We start from the raw sequence: 17,986 nt of genomic DNA, 5'->3' as shown, positions 1-17,986 counted from the left end.
GGCTGGGTGTGACCGTGCCATCCCGTCCTCAGGACTCCCAGTTATGAGATTCGGCCGACATGAGCACCGAGAAACCCTTTGCCCTCTGGCTGAAGCAGTCCGGCATCACTCCCGAAACCGTCCAGGACGAGCTGGGCTATTCGTGGAAACAGGTCGGCCGCTACGTGACCGGCGAGGCGCCTGTTCCCAAACTGGTGGCTGATCGGGTTCGCGCCCTGGCGGAGGCACGGCTCGCCACGCGACCTGAAGGGAAGTTCCGGTTTATTGACCTGTTCGCCGGCATCGGCGGGATGCGTCTGGGGTTCGAAGGCATCGGCGGGCGCTGCGTCTTCACCAGTGAGTGGGACCGGTGGTCCAGCAAGACTTACGCAGCCAACTTTCTCGACGGCGACGACCATGTTCTGGCCGGCGACATTCGGCCCTATGGCGACAACCCTGCGCTGATCCCGGCCCATGACGTACTTCTGGCGGGCTTCCCCTGCCAGCCGTTTTCTCTCGCCGGCGTCTCCAAGAAGAACTCGCTCGGGCGTGCCCACGGGTTTGACGACGAGAAGCAGGGCAACCTCTTCTTCTACATCCGGGACATCCTCAAGCATCACAGGCCACCGGCCTTCTTGCTGGAGAACGTCAAACATCTCGAGCGCCATGATGGACGGCGGACATTTGCGGTGATCCGCGACATCCTCGAAAATGAACTCAACTATAAAATCGATGTTCGGGTGATCAGCTCCGAGCCATGGGTGCCGCAGAAGCGGGAGCGCATCTTCATCGTGGGCTTCCGCGAAGATGTGGGTTTCAGCTTCAGCGGCTTCGACCGGATGATCCCGGACCAGAAGACATGGCCGAAGCTCGGTTCGATCCTGCAGTCCCACAATGAGGTGGACTCAAAATACACTCTCACGCCAAAGCTCTGGCAGTATCTGAAGGACTACCGCGCCAAGCACGAACAGGCCGGAAACGGTTTCGGATACAGCCTGTTCGGCCCTGAAGGCGTCACCCGCACCCTGTCCGCCCGCTACCACAAGGATGGATCGGAAATCCTGATCGACCAGCAGCCCCGGCCCCGTCGCCTGACGCCAATCGAGTGCGCGCGCCTGATGGGCTTCGAGTACGTTACGGGGGAGGGAAGGGACCGTCATCAGCGGGAGTGGACCATCCCTGCCGACGTGTCCGACACCCAGGCCTATCGCCAATTCGGCAATGCAGTCGCCGTTCCGGTCATTGAGGCGATCGCCCGCTACATGGAACCTTCTCTCACTGAGATGCTGGCCCGCGACCGCGCGCGGGAGGCTTTGAAGGCCGTTGCCTGATGTCGTAAGTCCCGAGGTCCGCAGCCGGATGATGGCCGGCATCGGGTCCCGGGATACTCGCCCGGAGATGATGATCCGGCGAGGTGTCCACGCCCTTGGGTATCGCTACCGCCTTCACGATCGCCGGTTGCCGGGCCGGCCCGATCTCGTCTTTCCCTCGCGGCGTGCAGTAATCTTCATCCACGGCTGTTTCTGGCACGGGCATGACTGCAACCTGTTTCGCTGGCCGGGCACGCGTCCGCAGTTCTGGCGCGACAAGATCGGCGGCAACATCGCGCGCGACGCACGCGTCCGGGCCGAACTTGTCGCCGCCGGCTGGCGGGTGATGGACGTCTGGGAATGCGCCCTGCGCGGCCGGGAACGGCAGCCCCTCGAGATGGTGCTCGCCGCATGCGCGGCTTTTCTGGAGGGGGACGCCGCATTCGCCGCTGTGGGCGCGGACCGGACTGTTCCGGTGGACACGGCCGGGGAGAGCCGGCCGCCGTTGGAGGGATCAGTGGCCTGTTCTAAGACGGGTGTCAGAACGCTGGGGAATCGATGACTGACCAGACCGATCTGTTCGCTGCCGGGGACCCGGATGGGACCCTCCTGACCGCGCTTCTCGCGCGGGCTGGGCGCGTGTTCGTCAAGAAGCTCTCGAACAACGATCGCGACTGGTCGACAAACCCGAACAAGCACCAGGGCGGCGTCTACATTCCGGCAGCCGAGCGTGACGGCGGATTCTTCCCGCCGCTGATCGCCAAGACACGTGCCGATCCGGGAGCCGATCCGATCCGGGAAGCGTGGGTCCGCACTGAATGGCCCCAGACCGGAGAGGCCAAGGATGACACCCGGCTGGTGAACTACACCAGCAAGGGCGAGGAAACCCACATGACCCGGCTGCCGAAGGCCGCGTTCAGCGCCCTGTCTCCGGCGTCATGGCTTGTGATGGCTCCCCTCGCGCCTGACCTCTCCACGTACGAATGCCTTACGATTGATTCCGCCTCGGAGACCGCCGGGCAACTGCTTGATATGCTCGGCCTCGACGCAGACTTCGTCGTGGGGGTGCTGGAGCCTGCGACGATCGCCGCGAACGAGCGGGATCTTTTGATGGACTTCGCGGAAGAGGTGGCCTTCGCCTGGATAAGCGGGAGCATCGCTTCGTTCGCCGATGCGCGGGCCATCATGCCGGCCACGGCCGACCTGGCTGGGCTCGCTCGAACAGCCTTTCTGAAGGATGCAGGCCTGGAGGCGCTCGACCCGTTTGTGATTGCGAAACCAGGCGACGCCATCCGCCAGATCAGCCGGGTGATCGAGTGGGATCTGTTCCGCGAGTTCCAGCGTCGCGAACGGGCCGTCCAGCTTGTCCGCTCCATTTTCGGCGATACGCCCAGTGAACCAGGTATGAAGGCTGTCATTCGCCGGATCGTCGACGCGGTCCCGGAGATCGACGCCATCATGCTGTCGGCCAGCCAGCAGCGAAAATCCCGCGCCGGCTACTCCTTCGAGCACCAGATCGAGGCGCTGCTAACTGCAGCCGCTGTGCCGTTCGGGAAACAGGTCGTGATGGACGCTACGAAGCGCAGACCTGATTTCGTCCTGCCCTCTCTGCCGCATTTCAGACGCCCGCTGAGTGGGGCCGAGCGCGGCCTGATCCTGAGCGCCAAGACCACACTTCGGGAGCGCTGGAAGCAGGTCGAGAACGAGATGGGAGGGGGCGCCGATCTCTTCCTTGCGACTGTTGACGAGAACATTGCGGCGACCGCGATCGAAGCCATGGCCGCCATGAATATCCGTCTGGTCGTGCCTGAGACTTTGAAGAAGTCCAAGGATACCGAATACGACCGGCACTCCAACGTGCTGGATTTTGCGACCTTCTTCGGAAGGGAGCTCCGGGATCAGCGCATGCCGGCCTGGGCCAGGCTCACCTGAGCTTTAGGGGCAGGGGCCGCACGCAAAGACCCTGCAATTGCCAGCAGACAGTCGCACCCGCCAACGGCTGCTGGCTTGCGTCGGGCAGACAGGCAACTTTGGCTGCTGGTGAAAACCTGATCAGAATTGGGGGACTTGATTTAGGGGCCCAGGGGTTCCTGCTCGTCTTCTCCGCGTCGCCATGAGGCGACGATCCAGCGGAGAAACCATGTCTGTCCTGAGTGTTGCCCCTGAGACGAAGCGGCCGAGAGGCCGCCCGCCTATTCCAATCATCCCCCATCCGGAGCCGCTGTGGCCAGTCGATGTCCACCCGCTGGATTTCCATGCGGCGCTCGACCTGCAGATGCGGCGGCACGGCGAGCCAGCCCACCGGCTTCACAGGGCCCTCAAGGCAGCCGGCGGACTGACGGACCGCAAGACAATCTTTGACTGGCGACGCGGGATAAAGACGCCCCAGACGCCGGCCAGCCTGAAGGTCATCGATATGATCGAGGAGCGCTATCGACTGCCGAACCGCTACCTCCGGTCTCGTCTCGCGCAGCCTCGCGCCACAGCCGGTCTGGTACCTTCAAATGTTGAGCCATCGGAAGCGAGGCGACTGGCCTGGCATCTTCCGGACGACTTCACGCGGCGTACAGCCCGTGAGCGCGCGGAAATCCTGGCATGGGTGAGGACGAATGTCCTCTCCGGGGGGACCGCGTACAGCCAGTACCATTCGGCGGTTTCCAAACACCGCTTCGCGCTCCGCTTCGACGCCGAGGTTCTTCCGCAACGGCGCGGACGGGGGATGAAGGGATGCGTGGAGCTGGTGGCCCCTCCGGAGCTCCAGCGCGAAATGATCGCCCTTATCCGGTTCAAGTCCTCGACACTGACGGAGATTGGATATCAGCGGTCCGGCGTCTGGGGAGATGAAACGGCAGCCCAGCGCGGAGAACACCTGGCGCTGCTGTTCGGTGCCCTGGCGGCGTCCCCGTCAGGGGAGGTGAAGGGCTTCGGGGCGAATGTCGAACACCTCTCGTTCGCTCACCTCGTCTTCCCGTCGGTTTGGGACTGGTACGTTCAGTGGCGTGAGCGTCGTCGGGGCTTCTTTACCGGTTGGGAAGCAGAGATGCTGCTCCTGGCAGCCGCGCTCACCCGCGAGAAAACCGGGTGGATTCGCCAGAGTCCGGCCCTGGCGGATCGCCTGGTTCCACTGGATTGCCTGGTCAGCGCGGACGACGTCGATACCGCTCGCGACGATTGGGAGGGCGCTTGCGAACGGCTGAAGGTGCACGCGCTGCAGAGGGCAAGGGAAATCGGGCGTGTTGCCCGCATCCACCGTGACCCGTTCGAGCCTCTGTTGCCGATCCTTGAGGCCGCCAGTCCCGTCGGGGAGTATCGCAAGATCACCGAGGAGATACTCAGGCGCATGCCGGATGAGAGACGCTATCCGCGCGCCACTGCCGAAAGCGTTCGGTCGCTGTTGATGATCAGGCTGGGTCTGCACCTCGGCCTTCGCCAGAAGAATCTGCGTCAAATGCTCTTGTGCCCGAGGGAGCGCACGCCGACGACCGAACGCGAACTTGAACGGCTGAAGTGCGGCGAATTGCGATGGAGCGATCGGGACGAGGGCTGGGAAGTCTTCGTGCCTTGCGCCGCGTTCAAGAACGCAGGATCGGCCTACTTCTCGAAGAAGCCGTTTCGCCTCCTGCTTCCTAACCTTGGCGATCTCTACCTGTATCTGGAAGCCTATGTCGCGAGGCACCGCGCCGTCCTGCTCGCAGGAGCCTCGGATCCCGGCACGCTTTTTGTGAAGACTCGGAAGAGGACGTCCACAAACGCGGCCTACAATCAGACCACCTTCTATGAGGCATGGCGCCTGATCATCCAGCGCTACGGGATTCACAACCCGTACACCGGCAGGGGTGCGATTCCAGGACTCCTGCCGCACGGTCCTCACAGTGTCCGAGATGTGCTCGCGACCCATATTCTGAAGACGACCGGCTCATATGAGCAGGCCAGCTATGCGATCCAGGACACGCCGGCCACCGTTCAGGCGCACTACGGCCGGTTTCTTCCTCAGGACAAGGCAGCGCTGGCGGCAGTCGTGTTGAACAAAGTCTGGGCATAGGTAGACGAAATGTGGAGGTGAGGCGGTGCCGCCGCCTCACCTCCGACCTGACCGCATTTTGCGCCAAGGACGAAACGGTCATCGACGTGTCCTTCCGGTTGTTTAATGATGAGAGGATGACTGATTCCCGGCTTCACCCCGAATATGGACCATGCAGCTGGCGGCAGGCGCCCAGATGCATAAGCGTCGTTTCCACGCCATCTCGGGCGGCGAGCTGAATGCCCGCGCCGCCGGCAGCTACGATATCGGTCCGCGCCACGCTCGACATGCTGGACGGACCCAAACGCGAACTTGCGGACGGCGTCGCCAATGATCGTTACGTCTTCTGGCTCGGGTCAGGGATCTCGCGAGAGCGGATGCCTGACCTCCGAGACCTGGCGAAGCGTATCCTGATCGAACTGCAAGCGCGGGTCGTGTCGGCGGACAACGCCTGCCGCTTCCGCAAGGCGCTTACTGCTGTCGTTGCGCTCACCACTCCGAGCGATGATGAGCAGTCGGGGATCGATTTCTCCCTCTCCCCCGACCAGTGGCCGGCGTTTGATATTTTGGCCGCCCGCTTGATCAACAACTACGCCCGCATGCTGAATGTGACCGTGGACGGGGAAGAGGCCGACTATCTGCTCTGGGACATTCTCAATGCGGCCAGTATCTACGCCGACGCGACGATAGAGCCGGATGCTGAACACCTCTGCCTTGCGGCGCTGGCGATTGAGGGCGCCGCCTCTGAAATGCCGTCGGCGAACTGGGACCCCTTGGTAGAGCGGGCGATAAGCTTGCTCGCTGGCGCACAGCCGATATTGCGCGTCGCAGTCGCACCGTCGGATGTCCGAAGCGCTCGGCGCCGCGCCAATCTCTACAAGTTTCACGGCTGCGCCCTGGCTGCGCTCAACAACCCCGGTGAATTCCGCAAGCATCTCATAGCGCGCCAGAGCCAGATCAATGGCTGGGTGGCGAACAACCCTGTCGTGGCGCCGTTCCTCACTCATCTTATCGTCACCAGACCCACCCTCATGCTGGGTCTGTCGGCCCAGGACTCAAACATTCAGGGGCTCTTCGCTGCGGCCGAAGCTCAGCTGGCGTGGCGTTGGCCGTCCCATCCGCCGGCGTACGCCTTCTCCGAGAATGCACTCGGAGGCGATCAGGAAAGCCTGCTTCAGAACGTCTACCACCTTGACTACACCCCCGAACATCGACCGCTGATGGAAGACGAGGCTCTGGTCCAAGCCTACGCCAAGCCGCTACTTCTCGCGCTGTACCTCTTTGTCATCACGGCGAAGCTGAAGATGCTGGTGACCCACAAGCTGCCGGATCTGGCGGATGCAGATCGGGAAAAGCTGCACAGAGGGCTCGAACACGCGCGCAATCATATCTCCGAAGGGCTTGAGCCGACTGCCATTGCGGTGAGCGAGCTTCTCACCCTTTCAGGCCGCGCGATGACCATGTTGCGTGATGGAACCCTGCCGGACGCATCGGGTGGCGTTTATGTGCCGATCTCGCCGGATGCCATCGACCGCATGCCCGCCGATCCGACACTGGCAGGCAGCGGCGTCTGCGAGTTCGCCATTGCTTCAGGCCTGATCGGCCTGGGTCTGGAGCGTGGTCTGTGGACCGCGGAGAAGCCGGACGCGGCGGATGCGACTTCAGGCGCGCTTCTACTGTCCGGACGGAGCGGACCCGCCCGCGTCTATTTCGCCGCCAGTCAGCGCGCGGCGATCCGCCTCGGCACAAATGGACTGATTGCGGACAATGACGACGCGGTGATCATCCACAGTCACGAGAATCCGCCGGCAATGCCGCGGTCTCCGCGCCGGCCTCCTGGCCGAACGGGCCTCGCGACCGTGCGAGAGGTCAGCCTCGAGGAGTTGCTGGCTTCAGGTTCCGAGGTTGAGGATCTTCTCGAACGCTTCCGCAGCAAGGTGGCGCTGTGACAGCTGTTGTTCCTGCAGAGCGCGTGGCCGACGTTCTCGTCAGCGCCGGATACCGACGGATCGGCACGCCTCTTCAGATTGCCGGCCTCACCTTCGATGTGGCAGGTGCCTTCACCGGTGTCGATCATTCGGCGGACCTCGTCATCATCGGTGATATGGCTGATGGTGAGCGCAAGGTTCTGTTGCAGGTAGACGGAATCGCCAGAGCGCTCGATGTGATGCGGTCCCATCGCCCTCTAACCACGATCGTCGTCGGCCCCCGGCCTGTGGGTAAAGCGCTGGAAGCGCTGGCTCAGGTCGGCCGTGTTCTGGCGGTGGAGGAAGCCGCCAATCCCGCCGACCTCAGGGACCAGCTGGCGATCCTGTTACCGCTTGAGCTGCCTGCCTCGCTCTCGCTCGATCGTGACCTAGGAACAGGCGAGTCGTTGGCGCTACCTGACGACCCGCTCGCGCGTGAGCTGTTCGAGGCGTCGAAGTTCGGCGAAGACTCGGTGCGCGCCCGTTTTCACGCCGCCATATCCCAAATCTTCGATCCCGGCGATCCGGATGACGGGGAGACCGTCTGATGTATCGGTTGAAGTCGCTCTACGTGAAGGATTTTCGCAGTATCGACGGGGTTGTCGACGTCTCGCTCGATGCGCCGATCGTTCTCATCCACGGCCCAAACGGTGCCGGAAAGACTAGCCTCCTATCGGCTATCGAACTGGCTCTGACGGGTGGCGTTCCTGCGCTGTCGCGCGCAGAGCCGGATTATCTAGCCTATCTTCCCCACAAGGATCGACCGTTCGGAGAAATCCGTCTGGAGATCGCAGAGGCCGATGGCGCTATTCGTTCCGGGGAGTTCAGGGTTACGACTGGCGGCATCTCAGGAGCGCCGCTTCTTCAGGAACCTGAAGCCAGTTTTTTCAGCGAGCGCAGCTACCTCGCTCAGTCGACTCTAGGTCGCCTTCTTGAGATCTATCAGCACACTGACAAGAAATCGGACTCGCCGCTGACGCGCTTCGTGAAGGAGCTGCTGGGGTTGGATCGGATGGAAGCGATGATCGGCGGCCTGTATTCTGCAGGAAACATCGCCAGGCTCAAGATCCCGGTGCCCGCCTATGGCCTCGCCCGAGACGACATTCCCGTAATCGAGAAAAGCGTCGCCGATCTCCGGCGACAGGACGATGAGATCGCTGCGCGTCTGGCCGAAACAGAGCCGAAGCTGCGGGACACGCTCTCGACCGTCGATCCGTCGCTGCTCGTCGTCGTCGCCGATCTTCCAGAACTTGCACGCCGCCTGAAGACCGACCCAGAAGAGCTCGAGCTTGTGGACCTGGTTCGGGCGCGGCGCGAGCTTGACGTATCGCAAGCGAGCATGGCGGCAACGAGTACGTCACCCGGAGCCGCTGAACGGGCCAAGGCCGAGGCCGACCAACAAATCGCCCGCAGTAATCTCGAGGCTTGGAGGCAATCGCAGGCTCCTGCGATCAACGCCCTCCTGACGCGCGCCGCCGGCTTATTCGCCGACCTCTCTGTTTCGGAGGAAGCGTCCTTTGTGGATCGAGCCAGATCTCTGGAAACACGGATCACGGGTGACCTCACTCGGGTAGGTCAGCTTATCTCAAGCCACGAACTGGCGCTCGCGCGGCGCAACGAGATATCTCAACAGCTCGACGAAGTTCGCGCGCGTGTCGCACGGTTGGACACGGAGATTGAAGCCGCCGCCGAGAGCGATGGCGGCTTGGCGGAGGGGCTGTCGGAACTCGCTGAGCATATCCACGGGGAACAGTGCCCAGTCTGCGACCGGGATTTTTCGCAGATTTCCACGACGCCGCTGCACGCCTATGTGACTGCAAAGATCGCCTCGTTGGTCGAGCAGTCTGGCCGGCTACAGTCGCTCGTACAGGGACGAGCGCAAAACAACGCCGAGGTGAACCGGCTCGAACGCGAACTGGTGGCCGCATCAGCCCAGGTCGTCGCGGACACGGATCTCAACCTTCTCAAACGCCGTGCCGCGGATCTCTCCGAGGTAGCCACCCAACTCGTGCAGATGTTGCCAGCGATGCAGTCGGGTGATGGTCTTCGCTCCGAAGCGGAGCGCGTCGCTCGATCTGTCATAGCGGTTCAAAGCGCGGATCAATCGTCCGTCGTGTTGAGGTTGAGCCTAGAAGAGCTCGCGGCACGCTTCGATGTAGCCGTCCTCGACGGCATGCCGACAAGCGCCCTGCTCGACGCAGTCCGGATCAAGCTCGTCGAGAAGGAGGTTGCGCTGACTGGCCGACAAGGCGCGCGCCGTTCCGCAATAGAGGCCGTGTCCATCCTGAGCCAGGACGTTATCGAGCGCAAACGACTGGGCGAGCTCCGGCAGCAAGCCGAGGCCAGATTGACGATCCTCCGCCATCAAAAGAGCTCGGCGGATGCCATCATCGAGCTTGGAAAGGATCTCGTGAGGCAAACCCGCGAAGCGCGTGGTCACGTTGTCCGGCGGGTGTTCAACGATGAACTAAACGCGGTGTGGCGTGACCTGTTCGTGCGCTTGGCCCCGGAGGAGCCTTTCATTCCCGCCTTCGCCATTCCGGACGTCGGCGCCGCAGATATTGAGGCTATTCTGGAGACCCACCACAGACGCGGTGGCAAGGGTGGTAACCCTCGAGCAATGTTGAGCGCGGGAAATCTGAACACTGCTGCTCTGACTCTCTTCCTCGCTCTCCACCTTTCCATGGACGCGAAGTTGCCCATGCTGGTGATCGACGATCCGGTTCAAAGCATGGACGAGGTCCATATCGCGCAATTCGCGGCGCTTCTTCGGACGCTGTCAAAGCAGATGAAGCGGCAGGTGATCATCGCTGTGCATGAGCGGTCCCTCTTCGACTATCTAGCTTTGGAACTCAGCCCTGCCTTCGAAGGCGACCGGCTGAACATCATAGAGCTCGGCCGCAACGCCGTAGGTCAGACCACCAGTCGTTGGGATCCGAAACTGTTCGTCGCCGACCGTGCAATAGCGGCGTAACGCCCAAGCATTAACTACTGAGCGTGGAGGCCTTCGTGGGTATCGCTCGTTCCGCCATTCTACAGTCGAGCGGGGGCGGGACAAAATCATAATGGTTCCCGTGAGCTGGCTAAGGTTCGGCCAAGGATTTGGAATAGAGCTCGCTGTGTAGCGTCGAGACGGAGCCAATGAATTCGTCGTGGCTTCCGGCTGCACCCCGCAGGCGGGCGTGGCTAAATGGTAGACGCACTGCGCTTAAAACTCGGATCTTATGGAGTGCTGGTTCGAGTTCGGACGCCCGCACCAGTTCTGAAATGACTGCCACTGACTCATTGCGGACTCTCGGGAGGTCCGCAACTTGAACCGGAGCCGTCGTTGGCAAGTGAAGCAGTGGTGGTCGGAGCCGAGGTCTCACTCGTCAAGATTTTTGGCTTCGAAGGCGACCAAGGTAGGGGTGACCCATTCCCCGTAGACGCCTGAGCGTCCAGACACGCTGAGAGGCTCGGTGTTCGCCACGCTACAAGGGATCAGCCACGCTGGACGTCTCTGACCTGATGATCGCTCGCGGCTTGACGGTCGACCAGATGGGGCCACGCCGGGCCTATCCGCGGCCGACGCGGGTCCGGCGCCCGGTTATCGCTACTGGGGTCAATCGATGGCGGATGGCTGGAGTTAGGCGTGCAGTCGCAGCCGAAAGCTCTGCTGCCGAAGCCGGTATGCAATGCCTTGGAAGCCGCCGGCTTTTTACTCACGCCCAAGCGGACCGAGGCCTTCATCCAGTTCAGTCGCGCCGTGCGGGTAGCGATCGAAGAGGCCAGGGCGGCCATCGCGCGCCTTGACCACGTGATGAAGCGGCGGGCCGGCTAAGACAGGGCTTGACCCTCGACGCGACGGCGATGCGCATGCGGTCGCCGTACAGGGCGGAGATCCTCTTTGGACCCGTCGGTGGACTGCTTACGCCTGGGAGAGATGGTCTTCGATGGACCGCAGAATGCTGGAGACGCCTCGACCTGCGGCGTAAAGCAGCGGTTTGTCGCCGCGATGCTCGCGAATGTAATCGGTGGCTGGCCATGTCCCCCTGGTAGCAGGTCAGGGTTTCGCTTCGGATGAGTTCGACAAGCGGCGCGCCTCCGAGGTCATCGGCGAGCGCCCAGGTCTGGGCCTTGTCGATCCACATCAGCGGCGTCTCGAGCACCAGTCGGCTCTCCATACCGAGATTCAGGGCGACCTGCAGGGCCTTGATGGTGTCGTCCCGGCAGTCCGGATAAGCGTTCGGTGCATCGGACGTCGAGATAGACCCTGTCGGGACTACGCCGAATCCAATGCTCCGCCGTGCGAAGCTGAGCAGCGGATTGCGTGATCGCGCTTCGGTAGTAGCGCGTCCAATCCAAGGTCTGATCGCCAGACTCTGGATAAGCGCCGCCTTTGTCGGAAAACAGCAGCACATCATCGCCAAACACGACGATGAGGTCCGCCAGCTCCCGGTTCAGCTCCTTGTACGGGTTGGGATAGGTCCAAAGTTTCAGGAAGGACCGATCCGCGATCTCAGCGAGGAGGCGCTCGGATGGCGTCAGGCCAGCGGCCCGCTGGAACCGGGGCGGCCTCATTTCACGTACTCGCCGCTTGCCATCACTGTCCTTTCGAACCGCGGCCGACGCTAGCCGCGGACCGGGACAGTGTAGTCTTGGCGCGCCCCAAAGGCGAGAATCTTGAGGGGTCTAGCTGGCAAGGGGCGGTGCAGATGTTTGACCTCCTCCTGGGCGTGCCCGCCGCAAAGAAAGATGCCGTTGGCGTACAGCCAGACCGATATCTACAGTGCGAAATCGGCCTGCCGAGAGTCCGAGTCCTATTGCGATACCAAGGTCCGACAGCGCCGCAGGGAAGACTGAAGAGCGCTATTTCTTGTTTGCTCGCAGTTCGGCCAAGCGAGGTGCCAGCCGATTTAGAACCCGGCGTGTCCCATCCGCGCTCAGCCACCAGGGGCCCGGCCGAATTCCTGCCTTTGCCATCGTCAATTCAAACAGTTCCAATTCGTCTGAACTCGGTGCGTGGCCAAGCGCCAGCGCCGCAAGGTCCTCGACAGTGCTGGAAAAGCCCCCGTACGAGAGGACCTCATCGGTGCCAAGAGCCTCAATGTCCAAAACGATCTCGAACTGCGAGTCGCCGTATTTCCCGATGCCCCACGAGAAACCTGGGATTGCTTCGCGGTGCGTCTCACATGCCTCTGTGAATTCTGAGTCGGCGTAGACCTCCACAAGGTTTAAGATGACTTGGTCATCCGACGGGGCCTTCACGAAGATCACGCCCTGCAGGTTATTTGGCGGCACCCCGCTCCAACACATCTGAATTAAAACGTTCGCGCAAACCGTCCGGACAGCCGACCCCTCCATGGGTCGCATGGACCATGGGCGGCTTGGGATTGATGCTGGTCTTGGCCTGCCTTGCGATCATCCTCATTCGCGCCAGTACCTCCATCCAGGGGGCGGACATCCAGCTTCGACTGACAGACACCCGCGCATCGCAAGGCCAATGGCTGGCTGAGATCGAGGCCCGCAATGTCGGTGGCGAGACGGCAGCGCAGGTCGAGATCGAGGGCATGATCGGCGGTGAAAACGCTTCGGCTATCATCGACTATCTACCGGCATCCGGTCGCGGCACAGTCGTATTGGGGTTCTCATCGGACCCCAGCGAGGAATTGCAACTGCGCACCCGCGGGTGGACCGAGCCATGATAGCGCCTGAGTATCGGGGGTCTGCATGTGGGGCACCGAGCTTGTGGCAGTGGAGCGCGGGGACAGTCGTCTGGTGGTGACAACACTAAAGGTGGCGGGCTATCCGCGCGGCGGCCCTTCAATCTTCTCCCCACATTCGGAGAAGGTTGCCGATGGTCTTGTCGAGCACCAAAGACGCTTCGTCTGCGGTATCGATGCGTAGGCGTTCCAGATCAAAGAGCACTTCCCTCTGATCCTCCCTGCGGATCAGGCTTTGGACCCAGCCGACGCAGGCCAAGCGAACCCCGGCAGTTACCGGCGTCACCCGGTGCACGGCACCGGTTGGATATACGACAACCGAGCCTGCGCGGGGCCGGAAGTCCCTATCTTCATTGAGGCTCCGGATCAGCAGCGCGCCTCCCTCGTAGGTTTCGGGATCAGACAAGAAAACTGTGAAGCTGACGTCCGTTCGCAGCGGGTAGCCTGCGGAATCGTACATGGCCGCGTTGTCTACGTGCAGCCCGTAGTGCTGGGCGGGCCGGTATCGTGAGAATAGGAGGCTGCTCCAGCGGACAGGCCGGACAAAGCTCCGGATCAAGGGGTGCATCTCAAGGGAGCGCCTGACCCGCCGGCCCAGCGCAATCACCTCCGGGTCGTCGCCCCGCGCCTGTTCGTTATGCTTTACCCTGGCCGCAGTTTTGCCCGCCGTGCTTTCGCCACCGCTGAACGGGACCCTTTCCAACACATCACGGATCGCAGTCAGTTCGGTTTGGCTCAGGGCGTCATCAATGACGAACATTTGCCCCCCCTTCGAGTTCCGCCGCGGCTGGCAGCAGCCTTCTGCCGTGCCCGCGAACGTTTAATCAGCGGCGAAGTTGGGCGAGGTCCCAACCTGAGTCGATAGTAACTGGTTCGCGCCAGACTATATGTAGCCCATCGTGGGGTCTGTCGTCACCTGAGCTTTCATCGGGTCGAGCGGCAGTATCGGCGGCGGCGCCTTGCTGGCAGAACTTTCTTGAGGCTGCTCACGCGGTGAGTTGTCTTGCAGGCAACGCTTGCCACAAGACGGCTACGCAACTATCTTCACCTTGCGGACCGGGCCCCTCTGGCCCTGACCGGCCTCTGCGCCGTTTATGGCGATGTCGGACGCGCAATGTTCACCGAGGCCCGATCCTGCTCTCCATCATCGCGCCTCTCACGCTTCCGAAGGGACCTGACGATGCCTTTGCTTCTTTGCCCAAACGACAACGGCTCCATGCAGACAGTGGACCGCGCCGGCGTCCAGTTCGACATGTGCCCCAACTGCCGCGGCGTCTGGCTCGACCGCGGCGAGTTGGAGAAGCTGATGGCTGCAGGGGCGCAAGATGCACCGCCCCCCCAGCAAGCCGCGCCATACGCAACTGGTCCGGGACCGCAGACGTGGAACACCAACCATGGTGAGCGAGGCGAGTACGGCGAACGTGGAGAAAGAGGAGAGCGGGGCGAACACGGCTACGGTTACGGTGGTCATAAGAAGCGGCGCGGGTCGCTCTTCGACATCTTCGACTAGACTGCCCGGCACCCAGGCGCTTGCTCAGAAACATTAGCACCCAAGCTCCGCTCTCTCCCGTTAGCTGCGGCGGAGCTTCGACTAGGATTTGTAGATGATCCCCACGATCCGAACCACACTTCTTGCCTTGGCAGTAGGGGTGGGGCTCGCCGCCTGTGAGCCTCTGGACACTTCCGCCCTGCAGGAAATCGAGGAAGCCGCGAAGGCGGCGCGCACGACCGGTGACAGCATCAACGCCCGCGCCGCCGAAATACAGGGCGCGGTAGACGACCCGGTCGGGGCTCTTCGGAATGCTGCCCTAGGGGCGACGTTCACGAAGACGGAGACCGCCGAGGCAAACCTGTTCGTGCTGACCGACCTGCAGACCGGCTGCCAATGGCTCGCGACCTACGGTCCTGGCGGTCAAGCCGTCAGTCTCGTGCCGCGCACCGAGCCAGGCGGACAGAGCACCCAGCAACGATGCATCTCGATCACCGGGCAAAGCGCAGGCGAAAGCGCACAATGATCAGCGTGCACCTCTGATGATGCGGTTCCTGCGAAGTCCGCATAACCAGTAAGGCTTCCGGCCCCGGCCGCCGACGTCCGTTCTGGGTTGGTAGCAGCTGTTGGCGTCCTCGCCGAAAGCGTACCTTCCCGACGTCCTCCACGGGTGGTCAGCGGACTCTCCGTGCGTCTACGCAGTCTTGTAGGAACGGGATATTGAGCGTTCGCGGTGGGGCGGGGTATCGCACCGTGCCGCTGCCATCGGCGAATATGCTGCCCACTTCAAACCAGTCGCCACGGATGAGTTCGGAAAGCTGATATGGGGTAGGCCTTAGGATGAAATGGGCGTGCTTCGAGAAGCTGCCGTGTTCCCAAATCGGCTCACCCGACAAAGAGACGACGTCGCTCTGCAGGCTGAAGCGCGGAACGACGTCAGGCGGACCGCCAACATCTGTGCCTACCGAATAGGCGTTTCCCGATACGCTGACACTGCCATCCGGAAGGCAGGCCAGGGCGACCTCAACATCTGGTGCCGCTGGATACAGCCCGTCCCTTCGGGCGATTACCAAAGTTGGCGATGATGCCCATCCATCTGCCGGAACCCGGCTCCAAATGAATGAGCGGACAAATTCCTCGTCCGATACGACCCGGCGGTTGTCTACGGGCTTGTTCTCAGCGCAGGCCGCTGCCGAAACCGCGACAAAGAGGAGAAATGCGAGAGCGCGCATTGGTCGAGCGTGCCGGAGGCCGATAAGGTCCGCAATGGGTCGGTAGCGGCCAAAGGCATCGGACCGAAAAGCGGACGCTCCCAGGCTCAGACGGCATGGCTGAATGTCGTGTTTCCGGCGCTCAGTGAATGTCTGGTCCTGGCGCAAAGCAGCCAGGACAAAGCTGGACCGACCGCCGATACGGTTCAGCGCGCCAAGCGCACCTTTCACTTACACAGAACCTTACACATCCTAGTAGTGTGTGATAGAAACATGATGAGTATCAATATCTTGGTACTGGCGTGTGTGACTTAAAATCCCTCGACTTCGGTCATGCGGGTTCGACCCCCGCCGCTCGCACCAATCCTTGGATCGCGGCCGTTTCGCCAGGACCGGCCCGCGGGTCAGGCGGCGACGTCAAGCTGTTCGGGCAGGGCATTGGTCAGGTCGGCCAGGATGTCCGCAACATCCTCGAGCCCCACCGACAGGCGCACCAGACCGTCCGAAATGCCGTGAGCCAGCCGTTCCTCGGGCGTGTAGGTGGCGTGGGTCATGCTGGCCGGGTGTTCCACCAGGCTTTCCGCATCGCCCAGCGAGACCGCGCGGCGGATCAGGTTGAGCCGGTTCATCATCGTCACCCCGGCGGTCATGCCGCCCTTCAGTTCGAAGGCGATCATGCCGCCGAAATCCGCCATCTGTGATTTGGCCAGTTCGTGCTGGGGGAAGCTTTCCAGGCCCGGATAGTGGACCACGGTCACGGCCGGGTGGGCTTCCAGATAACGGGCCACCTCCATGGCGCTGCGGCAGTGGCGTTCGACCCGGATCTGCAGGGTCTTGAGGCCACGCAGGATCAGGAAGGCATTGAACGGCGACATTGACGCCCCGGTCATGTCCTTGATGCCGACGATGCGGACCTCACTCATGTCTTCGGCGCTGCCGGCGACGAGGCCGCCGATCAGGTCGCCGTGGCCGCCCAGGTATTTGGTCGCGGAATGAACGACGATGTCGGCCCCCAGCGCGATCGGCCGGGTCAGGAACGGGGTGGCATAGGTGTTGTCGACCACGGTGCGCGCGCCGGCGGCCCGGGCGATGGTCGAGATTGCAGCGATGTCCACCAGCCGCATGTTCGGATTGGCCGGGGTCTCGAAATAGACGATCCGGGTCTTCGGACCGATCGCATTGATCAGGGCCTGGGGGTCGGTCAGGTCCACGTGGGTGATGGTGATGCCGAACCGCGACAGGCCGTCGCGCAGGAATGAGAAGGTGCAGCCATACAGGGTCTTGTCGGTGATCACCTCGTCGCCGGGCGACAGGAAGGTCCACATCACCGCGGTTATGGCACCCATGCCCGAGGCGGCGGCCAGACCGGCCTCGGCCCCTTCGAGAGCCGCCAGGCGACGCTCCAGCAACTCGTTGGTCGGGTTGGAGACCCGGGTATAGAAATGGCCCTGCCGGGTGCCCGCGAACATCTCGCCGCCCGCTTCGGCCGTCTCGAAGGCAAAGGTCGATGACAGGTGCATCGGCGGGGTCAGGGCCCCATGCTCGTCCTGGGGCTCATAGCCGAAATGAATGGCGCGCGTGGCGAAGCCGGCTGTGGTGTCGATCATCGGGGAACTCCTGAACTGCCCCATGATGTATCAATTGACGCCGCATTATCATGCGAACTGCGCCGCCGGATCGGGTATGGTTGGCACAATATGCCAATCGGAGTGGTGGTGTGGACGACAAGGACCGACAGATCATTCGCGCGCTTCAGGCCGACGGACGTCTGAGCAACCAGGACCTGGCCGAGCGCGTCAGCCTGTCGCCCTCGCCCTGTCTGCGGCGGCTCCGCAACCTCGAGGCCGCGGGGGTGATCACCGGCTATACCGCCCTCGTCGACCAGAAGGCCTGCGGCCTGCCTATCACCGCCTTCATCCGCATTCGGCTGGAGCGGCATTCTGAGTCTGTGGTCAAGGCCTTCGACGATCATGTCGCCCGCATCGACGAGGTGCTGGACTGCTATCTGCTGGCCGGGGGCGACGACTATCTGCTGCGCGTCGTCGTCGCCAGCCTGGAGGCCTATGAGGACTTCATCCGGCGGCGCATTCACGCCATTCCGGGCGTGGCCTCGATCGACACCAGCTTCGCCTATGGCGTGGTCAAACAGACCCGGGTGTTTCCGATGTGAAAGCGGGGTGGGGTGCCTGTGACCCGGCAACACCCTGGCAGGGTTTTGCGAATTCAGGGTGCCAACCCTGCCAATCTGTCGACGAAGAAAAGTGTTTTGAATCCTGCACCTGACTGACGTCCTGTCGGTCGGCACCG

Annotated in this window: 16 protein-coding genes; 12 read left to right on the top strand and 4 right to left on the bottom strand. The window is 62.5% G+C overall.

Annotated elements, in window-relative coordinates; translation table 11 throughout:
- Positions 1-59 precede the first annotated feature (59 nt).
- The 8 genes from dcm (at position 60) to AACZ75_RS00230 (ending at position 11,097) form a co-directional block, all read left to right on the top strand.
- Positions 60-1,310 (top strand): DNA (cytosine-5-)-methyltransferase, encoded by a 1,251-nt coding sequence (gene dcm, locus AACZ75_RS00265; RefSeq protein WP_339870523.1) that lies wholly within the window; start codon positions 60-62, stop codon positions 1,308-1,310.
- Positions 1,303-1,851, top strand: coding sequence for a very short patch repair endonuclease (locus AACZ75_RS00260; protein WP_339870522.1), 549 nt, complete (start codon positions 1,303-1,305; stop codon positions 1,849-1,851). Before dcm ends, AACZ75_RS00260 begins: the two co-directional genes overlap by 8 nt.
- Complete coding sequence (locus AACZ75_RS00255) at positions 1,848-3,221, top strand: type II restriction endonuclease (protein WP_339870521.1); 1,374 nt, start codon at positions 1,848-1,850, stop codon at positions 3,219-3,221. The genes AACZ75_RS00260 and AACZ75_RS00255 overlap by 4 nt, the downstream gene beginning before the upstream one ends.
- A 208-nt stretch (positions 3,222-3,429) precedes the next feature.
- The gene (locus AACZ75_RS00250; RefSeq protein ID WP_339870520.1) at positions 3,430-5,331 is read left to right on the top strand and encodes a hypothetical protein; all 1,902 of its coding nucleotides are present in this window, start codon (positions 3,430-3,432) and stop codon (positions 5,329-5,331) included.
- Positions 5,332-5,549: 218 nt separating this feature from the next.
- Entirely contained in the window at positions 5,550-7,259 is a 1,710-nt protein-coding gene (locus tag AACZ75_RS00245) for an SIR2 family protein (RefSeq protein WP_339870518.1), read from the top strand.
- A 23-nt stretch (positions 7,260-7,282) separates the two neighbouring features.
- Complete coding sequence (locus AACZ75_RS00240) at positions 7,283-7,825, top strand: hypothetical protein (protein WP_339870517.1); 543 nt, start codon at positions 7,283-7,285, stop codon at positions 7,823-7,825.
- The gene (locus AACZ75_RS00235; RefSeq protein WP_339870515.1) at positions 7,825-10,251 is read left to right on the top strand and encodes an AAA family ATPase; all 2,427 of its coding nucleotides are present in this window, start codon (positions 7,825-7,827) and stop codon (positions 10,249-10,251) included. The genes AACZ75_RS00240 and AACZ75_RS00235 overlap by 1 nt, the downstream gene beginning before the upstream one ends.
- A gap of 657 nt (positions 10,252-10,908) precedes the next feature.
- Complete coding sequence (locus tag AACZ75_RS00230; protein WP_339870992.1) at positions 10,909-11,097, top strand: hypothetical protein; 189 nt, start codon at positions 10,909-10,911, stop codon at positions 11,095-11,097.
- Here AACZ75_RS00230 and AACZ75_RS00225 read toward each other — a convergent pair.
- Both AACZ75_RS00225 and AACZ75_RS00220 read right to left on the bottom strand, forming a co-directional pair.
- A complete protein-coding gene (locus tag AACZ75_RS00225; protein ID WP_339870979.1) occupies positions 11,012-11,677 on the bottom strand; it encodes a 7-cyano-7-deazaguanine synthase in 666 nt (221 codons plus the stop codon). The two genes, AACZ75_RS00230 and AACZ75_RS00225, sit on opposite strands and share 86 nt — an antisense overlap.
- A gap of 448 nt (positions 11,678-12,125) precedes the next feature.
- Positions 12,126-12,533 carry a hypothetical protein gene (locus tag AACZ75_RS00220; protein WP_339870514.1) on the bottom strand — a complete coding sequence of 136 codons (408 nt, stop codon included), beginning with the start codon at positions 12,531-12,533 and terminating at the stop codon, positions 12,126-12,128.
- A 119-nt stretch (positions 12,534-12,652) separates the two neighbouring features.
- Here AACZ75_RS00220 and AACZ75_RS00215 point away from each other — a divergent pair, with 119 nt between their 5' ends.
- A complete protein-coding gene (locus AACZ75_RS00215; RefSeq protein WP_339870513.1) occupies positions 12,653-12,961 on the top strand; it encodes a hypothetical protein in 309 nt (102 codons plus the stop codon).
- Between the two features lie 118 nt (positions 12,962-13,079).
- Here the strand turns inward: AACZ75_RS00215 and AACZ75_RS00210 are convergent, their stop codons facing one another.
- Positions 13,080-13,739 carry a Fe2+-dependent dioxygenase gene (locus AACZ75_RS00210; protein WP_339870512.1) on the bottom strand — a complete coding sequence of 220 codons (660 nt, stop codon included), beginning with the start codon at positions 13,737-13,739 and terminating at the stop codon, positions 13,080-13,082.
- A 420-nt stretch (positions 13,740-14,159) separates the two neighbouring features.
- Here AACZ75_RS00210 and AACZ75_RS00205 point away from each other — a divergent pair, with 420 nt between their 5' ends.
- Both AACZ75_RS00205 and AACZ75_RS00200 read left to right on the top strand, forming a co-directional pair.
- Positions 14,160-14,489, top strand: a complete 330-nt coding sequence (locus AACZ75_RS00205) for a zf-TFIIB domain-containing protein (protein WP_339870511.1) — start codon at positions 14,160-14,162, stop codon at positions 14,487-14,489.
- Positions 14,490-14,583: 94 nt separating this feature from the next.
- Entirely contained in the window at positions 14,584-14,994 is a 411-nt protein-coding gene (locus tag AACZ75_RS00200) for a hypothetical protein (protein ID WP_339870510.1), read from the top strand.
- Positions 14,995-16,083: 1,089 nt separating this feature from the next.
- On the opposite strand, the gene AACZ75_RS00195 is transcribed toward AACZ75_RS00200, so the two are convergent.
- The gene (locus AACZ75_RS00195) at positions 16,084-17,286 is read right to left on the bottom strand and encodes a methionine gamma-lyase (RefSeq protein WP_339870509.1); all 1,203 of its coding nucleotides are present in this window, start codon (positions 17,284-17,286) and stop codon (positions 16,084-16,086) included.
- Between the two features lie 110 nt (positions 17,287-17,396).
- Here AACZ75_RS00195 and AACZ75_RS00190 point away from each other — a divergent pair, with 110 nt between their 5' ends.
- Positions 17,397-17,849 (top strand): Lrp/AsnC family transcriptional regulator, encoded by a 453-nt coding sequence (locus AACZ75_RS00190; RefSeq protein ID WP_339870508.1) that lies wholly within the window; start codon positions 17,397-17,399, stop codon positions 17,847-17,849.
- The last annotated feature ends 137 nt before the right edge of the window (positions 17,850-17,986 follow it).

Origin of the sequence: uncultured Brevundimonas sp. (genome assembly GCF_963975535.1) — a bacterium.
In the GTDB taxonomy this organism is placed as follows: Bacteria; Pseudomonadota; Alphaproteobacteria; order Caulobacterales; family Caulobacteraceae; genus Brevundimonas.
This window is presented reverse-complemented; position numbering and strand designations above follow the sequence as displayed.